9 protein-coding genes are annotated in these 9,848 nt (G+C 67.1%); 1 reads left to right on the forward strand and 8 read right to left on the reverse strand.

Annotation, left to right across the window (positions count from 1 at the left end; genetic code table 11):
* Positions 1–402: 402 nt before the first annotated feature.
* The 7 genes from AC1DS3_RS08550 to AC1DS3_RS08580 all read right to left on the reverse strand — a co-directional run bounded on the left by AC1DS3_RS08550 (position 403) and on the right by AC1DS3_RS08580 (position 7,723).
* Positions 403–1,602, reverse strand: coding sequence for an ABC transporter permease (locus tag AC1DS3_RS08550; protein WP_477127011.1), 1,200 nt, complete (start codon positions 1,600–1,602; stop codon positions 403–405).
* Positions 1,603–1,605: 3 nt separating this feature from the next.
* Positions 1,606–2,814 carry an ABC transporter permease gene (locus AC1DS3_RS08555; RefSeq protein WP_441639750.1) on the reverse strand — a complete coding sequence of 403 codons (1,209 nt, stop codon included), beginning with the start codon at positions 2,812–2,814 and terminating at the stop codon, positions 1,606–1,608.
* On the reverse strand, positions 2,801–3,496 hold the full coding sequence (locus AC1DS3_RS08560) for an ABC transporter ATP-binding protein (RefSeq protein ID WP_441639751.1): 696 nt from the start codon (positions 3,494–3,496) through the stop codon (positions 2,801–2,803). Before AC1DS3_RS08560 ends, AC1DS3_RS08555 begins: the two co-directional genes overlap by 14 nt.
* Positions 3,493–4,629, reverse strand: a complete 1,137-nt coding sequence (locus tag AC1DS3_RS08565; RefSeq protein WP_441639752.1) for an efflux RND transporter periplasmic adaptor subunit — start codon at positions 4,627–4,629, stop codon at positions 3,493–3,495. The genes AC1DS3_RS08560 and AC1DS3_RS08565 overlap by 4 nt, the downstream gene beginning before the upstream one ends.
* 294 nt (positions 4,630–4,923) lie before the next feature.
* Positions 4,924–6,135 (reverse strand): aminotransferase class V-fold PLP-dependent enzyme, encoded by a 1,212-nt coding sequence (locus AC1DS3_RS08570; protein ID WP_441639753.1) that lies wholly within the window; start codon positions 6,133–6,135, stop codon positions 4,924–4,926.
* Positions 6,136–6,172: 37 nt separating this feature from the next.
* On the reverse strand, positions 6,173–6,646 hold the full coding sequence (locus tag AC1DS3_RS08575; protein ID WP_477127012.1) for a RidA family protein: 474 nt from the start codon (positions 6,644–6,646) through the stop codon (positions 6,173–6,175).
* Between the two features lie 159 nt (positions 6,647–6,805).
* Positions 6,806–7,723 (reverse strand): LysR substrate-binding domain-containing protein, encoded by a 918-nt coding sequence (locus AC1DS3_RS08580; RefSeq protein ID WP_477109496.1) that lies wholly within the window; start codon positions 7,721–7,723, stop codon positions 6,806–6,808.
* A gap of 295 nt (positions 7,724–8,018) precedes the next feature.
* On the opposite strand from AC1DS3_RS08580, the gene AC1DS3_RS08585 reads away from it, so the two are divergent.
* Entirely contained in the window at positions 8,019–8,894 is an 876-nt protein-coding gene (locus AC1DS3_RS08585) for a glutamate/aspartate ABC transporter substrate-binding protein (RefSeq protein WP_441639772.1), read from the forward strand.
* A gap of 127 nt (positions 8,895–9,021) precedes the next feature.
* Here the strand turns inward: AC1DS3_RS08585 and AC1DS3_RS08590 are convergent.
* The coding region (locus AC1DS3_RS08590) for a MurR/RpiR family transcriptional regulator (protein WP_477127013.1) at positions 9,022–9,848 on the reverse strand (827 nt) is incomplete at its 5' end.

Genomic DNA, 9,848 nt, shown 5'->3' on the forward strand with positions numbered 1-9,848 from the left:
TGATTCCTTGATTCCTTGATTCCTTGATTCCTTGATTCTCTTTATACCTTTGATACCGGACAACGATGGAGGATCTTTGTTGTCCTTTCGGTCAGGTCAGGAGGTTGAAGGCGAACCCTAGCGCGATCGCGCCGCCGAGCGCCTCCACTGCTGCCAGCGCGAGAAGGTTCTTCAGAATGAAGCTTTCGTCCTGCTTGGTCACCATGGTGTTGTCTCCTGGAGTCGGAATCCCACGGCTGGAATATGGTGGCAAGCTAAGCAGTGCCAATCCACGCTCCAGCCACGTCTTGATTCGCTTCCAGTAGACCGCAACCCGGAGCCGGAGAGAAGCTGGCATAAACCCCTATTCAGGCAGCCGGAGGACCACTGGCCTGAAAGCCGGGAAAGCTGCGGTTCTGGTTTCTATTCCGATCGCAAGGCCTCCTGCGGAGCAAGCCGTGCCGCCCGGCGTGCCGGCAGCACGCCGGCAGCCAGACCGATCACCACCGCCACCAGCTCAGCCAGCATGGCGTAGGACCACGGTGTGTGGACTGGCAGCGCCGGCAACGCCGCCGCGAGCACCAGCGCGATGCCCCATCCCAGCAGCAATCCGATCATGCCGCCGATGGCGGCGAGCAGCGCGGCTTCACCAAGGAAGAGGAGCATGACCTGTGCCTCGGTCGCCCCGATGGCGCGCAAGAGACCGATCTCGGATGTGCGCTCGGCCACAGCGATGGTGAGAATCGTGAGGATTCCCACGCCGCCCACGATCAGCGAGATGGCGCCGATCGCTGCTACCGCGAAGGTGATGGCATCGAGCACGGTGCCGAACACTTCCAGCATCTTTTGCTGGGGCGTGACGGTGAAATCCTCGGCACCATGGCGCGCGCTCAACAGGCGCTTGATGCCGTCCTCCACGTCGGGGAGCGCAGCGGTGGGATCGTAGGTGACCTCGATCTCGACCAGGCTTTCCCGGTTGAACAGGTCCAGGGCGCGGCCAGCCGGTATATAGACCGTATCGTCCAGGTCGAAGCCCAGCATCTGGCCCTTCGCTTCCATCACGCCTACCACGCGATAGCGCTCACCGCCTACGCGGATGCGCGCGCCCAGCGGGTTGTCGCCGCCGAAGAGTTCGCGTGCCACTCTCGCGCCGAGTACCGCCAGCGTTCGCGCGGCGCGCGGATCGTCATCGGGCAGGAATTGGCCGGTGGCCACGCGCATGCTCAGCGCTTCGGTGAACCTGGCCCCGACACCATACAGCGTCACCCGCCTGCTCTTGCCGAGGTAGTCGACTTCGGCGTTGCCCTGCACCAGTGGGTTGGTCACGCGCACGTGGGGGGCATGGCGCAGGGCGATGGCGTCTTCGATCGTGAGCGGGCGCACGGTGTTGATCGACCCGAGCGAAGCGCCGTGGGTCTGGGTGCGGCCTGGCGTCACGCCGATCAGATTGGTGCCGAACTKGGTGAACTCTTCGATCACGAAGCGATGCAGCCCTTCGCCGATCGACGTCAGCAAAATGACCGCGGCGATGCCAACGGCAATGCCCAGTGCGGTGAGCGAGGTGCGGAGCCGGTGAGCAGCCAGCGAGGCGAGGGTGAAACGGATGAAGTCTGCGTAGCGCATGGGTCATCGTCCCGACAGGGCCAGCACCGGATCCAGCTTTGCCGCGCGTTGGGCCGGTGCCACGGCGAAGGCGATGGCGGTCACGACGGCGATGGCCGGCGCCCCCAGCAAGGCCCACCAAGGCGGCGTGAAGGGAATCGCCGGATAGAGCTGCACGGCAAGCCTGCACGCGGCTTCGCCCACAGCCAGGCCCGCGGCCACGCCACCGAGCGCCAGCAGTACGGCTTCGGTGAGGAAGAGCAGCCGGATGTGGCCAGCGGTGGCGCCGAGCGCCTTGAGCAACCCGATTTCGCGCTGGCGCTGGGTCACGGCAATCAGCATCACGTTCATGATGAGGATGCCGGCCACGGCAAGACTGATAGCCGCGATGCCGCCCACCGCCAGCGTGAGCGCGCGCAGGATGCGGTCGAACGTGGCGAGCACCGCGTCCTGTGTGATGACGGTCACGTCGCGCGTGCCTTCGTGGCGCTGGCGAATGATCTCCTCGGCGTCGGCCTTGGCGCCCTGAATCTGCTCGCGGGCCTTGGCCTCGATCAGGATGCGGAACAGCGAGTCGGTGTTGAACAGGGCCTGGGCCGCGGACAGCGGAACGATGACCAGTTCGTCCGTGTTGAAGCCCAGCGATTCACCCTGGCCGGCCAGCAGCCCGATCACGCGAAAGCGCCGGTCTCCGATGCGCAGCCACTCGCCTAGCGCCTGGCGCGTGCCAAACAGCTCTGTCGCCACCCGGGTGCCGATCACGCACACGGGCTGGCCGTGGTGCGGATCGCCCTCGGGCAGGAAGCTGCCCTGGGCTAGCGCCATATGGCGCACCGCCAGCAATTCGGCGGTGGACCCCAGCACCGGCGCTTCGCGCCGCCGCGCGCCGACATGCAGATCCGCGTTCCCGACAATGAGGGGCGCGATGCGCGCGACGGCGGGACTGCGCCTGAGCGCGAGTGCATCGTCCAGCGTCAGGTCGCGCGTGGTTGCGCCCAGCACGATCCCCGGCGCTGCGCCGGCCGTTTCGCTGCGCCCGGGCAGCACGATGACGAGGTTGGTGCCAAGTGCGCCGAACTGGTTCACCACGTATAGCCGTGCCCCCTCGCCGAGCGCGCTCACCGCCACCACGGCGGCAACGCCGATGCCCATGGCGAGCAGGATCAGCAGGCTGCGTGAGCGGTAGCCGCGCAGTACCTGCCAGGTGAAACCGAGGACGTCAGTGAGCCGCATGGTTGTCCTGCCGCGCCTCGTCACCGGCAATGCCGCCGTCCAACATGCGCAGCCTGCGCCGGGAGCGGGCGCCGATTTCCGGGTCGTGCGTGACCACGATCAGCGTTGCCCCCTGCGCATGCAGGCCTTCCAGCACCGCCATGACTTCCTGGCCGGTATGCCGGTCCAGATTGCCGGTGGGTTCATCGGCGAGAATCATCGCCGGGCGCATGGCCATGGCACGCGCGATGGCAACCCGCTGGCACTGCCCGCCCGAGAGCTCGTCGGGCCGGTGCCTGGCGCGGTCTTGCAGGCCGTACTCGCCGAGCAGTGCGTCCACGCGGCGTCGTCGTTCGGCCGGGTCCATCCCCGCGAGCACCATCGGCAGCTCGATGTTCGCGGCGGCGGTGAGGCGCGGCACCAGGTGAAAGAACTGGAATACAAAGCCGATCTTCTCCCGCCGCAAGCGCGCCAGCTCGTCGTCCGGGAGAGCGGTTATATCGCGGCCGCCCAACTGGTAAGTCCCTGTATCGGCGCGGTCCAGCAGGCCCAGGATATTGAGCAAGGTGGACTTGCCGGAACCCGATGGGCCCATGATGGAAAGGTACTCTCCCTGAGCAACCGCCAGGTCGATGCCATGAAGCGCGTGCACAGCCTCGCCGCCCAGCACGAATGTCCGCCCGATGCCGTCGAGCCGGATCATTTTGCTTGCGTCTCCGCGGTAGCCGGTTCTGCCTCGACAGCGGCGATACCCGCCTGGAGGCCAATCCGTTCCGGCGAGGTGACGACGCGCTCGCCGCGCCTGAGCCCCGTGGTCACCTCGGTGAACTCCGCGTTGGCAATCCCGGTGCCGATCATGCGCGCTTCCAGCCGGCCGGCGGCGTTCAGCACCAGCACGCGGTTGCCGGACGCCAGCGCCGTGGTAGGGATGCGCAGCGCCTGGTCGCGGGCATCGGTCACGATTTCCACATCGGCGCTATAGCCCACCAGGAGATGGCGGACAAGGTCGGGACTGTCGAACTGGACTTCGACCTCGACGGTGCGTGCCTGCTTCTCCAGCGCCAGCACATAGGGCGCGACGCGCCGCAGCCTGCCCTCGAAATGCCTGCCGCGATAGGCGTCCAGGGTGACCCGTGCCGGCATACCTACCTGCAGGCGTGCCGCGTCGATCTCGTCGATCGGTGCGGATACATAGAGGCACGAGTCGTCGATCAGGTCCACGGCAGGCAGCGTCGGGATGCCGGGCGGCGAGGGCGTCAGGTACTCGCCAATCTCGCCGTTGACTTCGGCCACCACGCCGTCGAAAGGCGCCTTCAGCACCGTGCGCGCAGTATCCGCGCGCGAGGCGGCGATACGCGCCCCGGCCTCCTTCACCTGCGCCTTCGCGGATTCGCACGCGGCACGCCTGGAGTCGGCGTCGGCATCGGTCCGCTCCACCGCCTGGGGCGAGACGAAGCCTTTCGCCACCAGTTCCCGCGAGCGCCGGGCGTCGCTTGCCGCCACCTTGGCCAGTTCGCACACTTCGCGCACGTGCGCGGCGGCTGTCAGCAACTGGTGTCGCGAGAGTTGCTCGCGCGCAACCAGATCTTCGTTCCAGAGGACGAGGAGTACCTGGCCAGCCTTCACGCGATCGCCCTTGTGGATATTCAGCACCTCGATGCGTCCGGCCGCCGGCGGCGCCAGTTTCGCCCGCCGGCAGGCCGAAACCGAGCCTGCCCGGGTGTTGGCGACAGTGGCCTCGACGCGCCCCTGCTCGACCCTGGCCGTCAGTACCGCTACCGGCTTGGCCCGGGTTGCGTACCAGCCTGCGGCAACGAGGCCTGCGAGTATCGCCACGACCATCGCGATGCGCCTGACGAKGCGGTTGCGCGTTAGCGTTCCTGGCGGAGACAGGGCTTTGTCTGGCATAGGGTAGGGATGCGAAGACGTCGGGTGCGAATGCTGCGATGCATCAGCCTCACCGTCCACCGTCCCGCGGTCTCTGTATCCTAGCCCGTCGCGCCACCAAGCGCCACATGAGGCATCTGCCCCGCCGCCTTGCCGGGAATCGTACGTGCGCCTGCGTTGGCTAGCATGACTGGCCTCGATATCGCGCGATGCGCTGCGCGATGAAAGGCCCGGTCCGGCGCCCTAACGCACCAGCGCCCGCAAGCCCTCCAGCAATTTCCCGATCTCCGCCTCGGTGGTCAGGTAGCTGACCGAGGCGCGGGCGATCTGGCTGAGTCCGCGGGCATGCATATCCAGGGGGGTGTAGGCGACGCCGTTGCTGCCGATCACCACGCCCTGCGCCGCCAGGCTGCGCTGCACCGACACCGGGTCCTGGCCCGCCAGGTTGAACGCCACCAGTCCGGAGCGCTCGTGGCCCTGGTCCAGCACCGTCACGCCGGGTATGGCGGCCAGTTGCACGCGCAGCGCCTGCGCGGTGGCATCGATCCGCGCACGGATGTTCTCAAGGCCGATCTCCAGCGCTTCCTGCAAGGCGTTGGCCAGGCCGCAGCGCAGTGCCATCGAGGCTTCCGCCGATTCGAAGCGGGCCGCGCCGGCCCGCAGCACCGGCTCGCCGTCCGCATCCAGCGGCGCGGAGTACGTGTCGACGAATGCCGGTGTGAGCCGGGGCAGGAAATCCTGCCGCACATAGAGCAGGCCTGTTCCCCTTGGGCCGCGCAGTGCCTTGCGCCCGGCTCCGCTGAGCACGTCGCAGCCCAATTGAGCGACATCGATCGGCAATTGCCCCACCGCCTGCGCGGCGTCGATGAAGTAGGGGATGCCGTGGCGCCGCGCCACCTTTCCGATGGCCGCTGCCGGGTTGATCAGCCCGCCGTTGGCCGGCAGCCAGGTCAGGGCAATCAGGCGCACGCGGTCGTCCAGCATGGCCTCCAGCGCCTCGGGATCCACCGCGCCGCGGTTATCGGACGGAATGACTTCGATCGATGCGCCCGCGCGCTGCGCCGTCAGGCGCATGGTGGCGAGGTTGCCGCCCCATTCGTGGCGCCCGACCAGGATCCGGTCGCCGGCTTGCCAGGCCCCCAGGGCGGCGAACGCGGCGCCCCAGCCKGGCGAATTGCCCGTGGTCAGCGCGATCTCCGCCGGCTGGGCGTTGAGCAGTTGCGCGGCGAGGGTGCGCGCGCGTTCCGTTTGTTCGCGCGCCGCGACGCCGGCTTCCATCGGCCCCAGCGTGGCTTCGCGCCGCAGGTGGCTGTAGATCGCCTCGAGCGTGGCCGCTGACGGCAGGGAGGCGCCGCCGTGGTTGAAATGCGTGGTGCCTTGCGCACCCGGGGTAAGGGCGCGCAGGGCGTCGACGGCGGCAGCGGTAAGGGGGGCTGCGGTGAGGGGGGCTGGCATGGGGGTTCCTGGGGGGGGCCTGGGATGTGCGTCCGGTTCAGGCCGAGGTCAGCGAGATGACCGCTTCGACTTCCACGGCAACCCCGGCAGGCAGCGAGGCCACGCCCACGGCGCTGCGCGCATGGCGGCCTGCATCGCCGAAGACCTGCACCATCAGGTCCGATGCACCGTTGGCGACGGCKCTCTGGCGCTGGAAGTCCGGCGTACAAGCTACAAAAACGCCCAGCCGCACCACGCGGGCCACCCGGTCGAGCCGGTCACCCGTGGCGGCGGCGATCTGCGACAGGACGCCGAGCGCCGACAGCCGCGCCGCCMGCACGCCGTCTTCGTCCGAAATATTGTCGCCCAGGCGGCCCAGGTACGCGGCCTGGCCATGTTCGCGCGAGATCTGGCCGGAGATGAAGAGCTGGTTGCCGTCCTGCACGAACGAAACGTAGTTGGCGGCGGGCGCGGCCGCGGCTTCGAGGGTCAGCCCGAGTTCGGCCACGCGGGCGGAGAGGGAGAGGGTCATTTGGGTTGCGCGGGAAAGAGATTGGGAAGGCCCATCCTATCGGCTTGGCGGCCGGGAAACCAATCAATTCTTGCCTCGCCACACATGAGCAAAACTAATTCGTGGGTGATCGCTTGGCGCCACGTGGCACCAAGCGGCACCACGCGGCACCACGCTGCGTCAGGTGCCGCCCGGCGCATCCTCGGCTGCCTCCGCCATCAGCCAGCCACGGAAGGCCGACGCGGCCTCGCCCAGCGCGCCGCGCGGTGCGACCAGCCACCAGCCTATGCCGGGATCATCCAGTACCGCGTCGGGCAGGGCCTGCACCAGCGCGCCGCTGGCCAGTTGCTGGGCGATCAGGCGGTGGCGGCCCATGGCGATGCCCTGGCCGGCCAGCGCCGCTTCCACCACGATGTTGTAGTCGTGCAGATGCACGGTCTGCGCCTGGCTCAGGTCCAGGCCAAAGCGGCGTGCCCACGCGTCCCACTCGAACGGCTGCCGGGCATGCGACGATAAAAACGCAAAGCGCAGCAGGTCCTGTGGCTTGGCGGGCCGGTCCGGCCCGGCGATCAGTCCGGGCACGCAGACTACCGACAGGCGCTCCGGCATGAGCTGCTGCGCCTGCACGCCTGGCCAGGCGCCGCGCCCGTAGCGGATCGCCACGTCGACCTCGCCGCCGGCCACGTCGGCCAGGCCGATATCGGGCCGCAACTGCAGGTCGATGCCGGGATGCGCCAGCGAGAACGCCTGCAAGCGCGGCGCCAGCCAGCGCGTGCCAAACGACGCCAGCAGCCCCACGGTCAGCGTCGTGCGCGCCGTGCCGGGCGCCCGTACCTGCTCCGTGCCATCGCGCAGCAGTTCGAACGCCGTGTGCACCTTGGCGTAATACGCCTGCCCCGCGGGGGTCAGCACAACCGCGCGGGCACGCCGCTCGAACAGCGTCACGCCCAGGTCGCTCTCCAGGCGCTGGATATGGTGGCTGATGGCGCTTTGTGACACAAAAAGCTCTTGCCCCGCCAGGCTGAAGCTCAGGCGCCTGGCGGCGGCTTCAAACGCGCGCAGGGTCACGAGAGGCGGCAGGGATCGCATGGAACGCATGAGGCGGAATCAAAAGCGGGAGGCGAGCGCGACATGCTACGCCTGGTTGCGCAGGCCTGCTGGTTCCGCCATGCCTCAAAACGAGGCCGGTCATGCACCATTTGTATCGCCTTATTTGGTGCGCGATGCGTCTGTTACTTCATTTTTCCCGTAAAAAATACATATGTTTCATGGTTATCCATGATGGAACAGTTGTTGCTCAGTGAATAGTATTCAAACGCGATGGCCCGTCGCGTGTCTGCTAAACAAGGAGCGATAAATGAAAGCTGTGAAAGCCACCTGCCTCGGATTGGCAATGCTGGGAGCGATGCTTGGCGCGGGGGCGGTCCAGGCCTCGGGTGTGGCTGCCAGCCCCACGCTGGCCCGGATCAAGGAGTCGGGAACGATCACGATCGGGCACCGCACCACCTCGATCCCGTTTTCCTACTACGACAGCAACCAGAAGGTGATCGGCTACTCGCAGGACATCTGCGACAAGGTGGTGGCCGAGGTCAAGAAGCAGGTGGGGTTGGCCAAGCTTGACGTCCGCATGGTGCCGGTCACGTCGCAGAACCGCATATCCCTGGTCCAGAACGGCACGGTCGACCTGGAGTGCGGGGTCACCACCAACCTGAAAGCGCGCCAGCAGCAGGTGGCGTTCTCCACCACCTTCTTTGTTGCCGGCACGCGCCTGCTGGTCAGGAAGGGCGGCCCGGTCCACGACTTCCCGGACCTTAGCGGCAAGGCCGTGGTCACCAACGCGGGCACCACGTCCGAGCGGATCCTGCGCAAGCTCAACGACGACAAGAAGGCCAACATCACCATCCAGAGCGCCAAGGACTACGGCGAGTCGTTCCTGATCCTGCAATCGGGCCGCGTCTCCGCCTTCATGATGGACGACGTGCTGCTGTCGGGCGCGAAAACGCTGGCGCCGAACCCGGCGGAGTGGGAAGTGGTGGGCACGCCCCAATCGTTCGAAGCCTATGGCTTCATGATGCGCAAGGACGATCCCGAGTTCAAGAAGCTGGTCGACGGCGTGATCACCGGCCTGATGAAAAGCGGCGAGATCAAGGGCCTGTACGCCAAATGGTTCAGCAAGCCGGTGCCGCCAAAGAACATCAATTTCGAGTTCCCGATGAGCGCAGCGGTCAAGAAGGCTTACGACCAGCCGAACGATGAAGCGTTTGAGTAATCCCGTACCCGGAGGAGACCAGCATGACCGTTGTCAAGAACGCCGCCACCCTGGATGATGCGGGGCAAGCGCCTTGCGTTGAGAGCGGGCTGGCTGCAGCCAGCCCGCCTAGCGCATGCCTGGCCAGCTAGCCCCGCCTGGCCGGGACATAGGCGCCGGTCTGGTGCAGCTGGCCTTCGGCGAGTTCGAGCGCCTTGATCGCGCCTTTGCCCTTCTTGGCAAGCAACTGCTCGACCAGGGCTTCCGCCACCGCCACGCCGGCCGTGATGGAGGGAAAGAACGATGGGCTGTCGATGGAGAACAGCAGCGTGCAATCGGCATGCAAGGCAATCGGCGCCACGGTGCTGTCGGTCAGGGCCACCACGCGGCAGCCGGCCTCGCGCGCGGCATCGGCCACGCGGATGCTCTCCTGCGAGTAGGGCGCAAAGCTCACGACCACCACGGCATCCTTGGCCGTCAGGGCGCGCAGCTCCATTTCGAGCGTGCCCGCATCGCCACGGATCAGGTGCACCGTTGGGCGAAACAGCCGATACACGTAGTGCAGGGTGAAGGCGATGGGGTAGCACGAGCGAAAGCCCGCTACATACACATTGGGCGCGGCGCTGAGCAGGTCGGCAGCCTGCGGCATCGACTCGGCATTGTTGGCCCCGGTCAGGTCGAGGTTGCGGTGCTGGGCGTCGAGCATTTCCGTGAGCATCCGGCTTGACCCGCTCTCGCGCACCAGCTTCTTGGCACGCTTGGCGTAGGGCTGCGGGCCGCCGCGGATCGACTCGACAAAGAGCTCGCGCAGGGCCTGCCAGCCCTCGAAGCCAAGGAACTGGGCCAGGCGCACCAGGGTGGCTGGCTGGACACCTGCATTCGCAGCAATCTTGCGCATGGACAGGATGGGAATCTCCTGCGGATGATCGAGCAGGTAGCGCGCCCCGCCCTGGAACTGCGTACTGAGTGTGGCGA

The organism is Cupriavidus sp. 01L46, assembly GCF_056399905.1.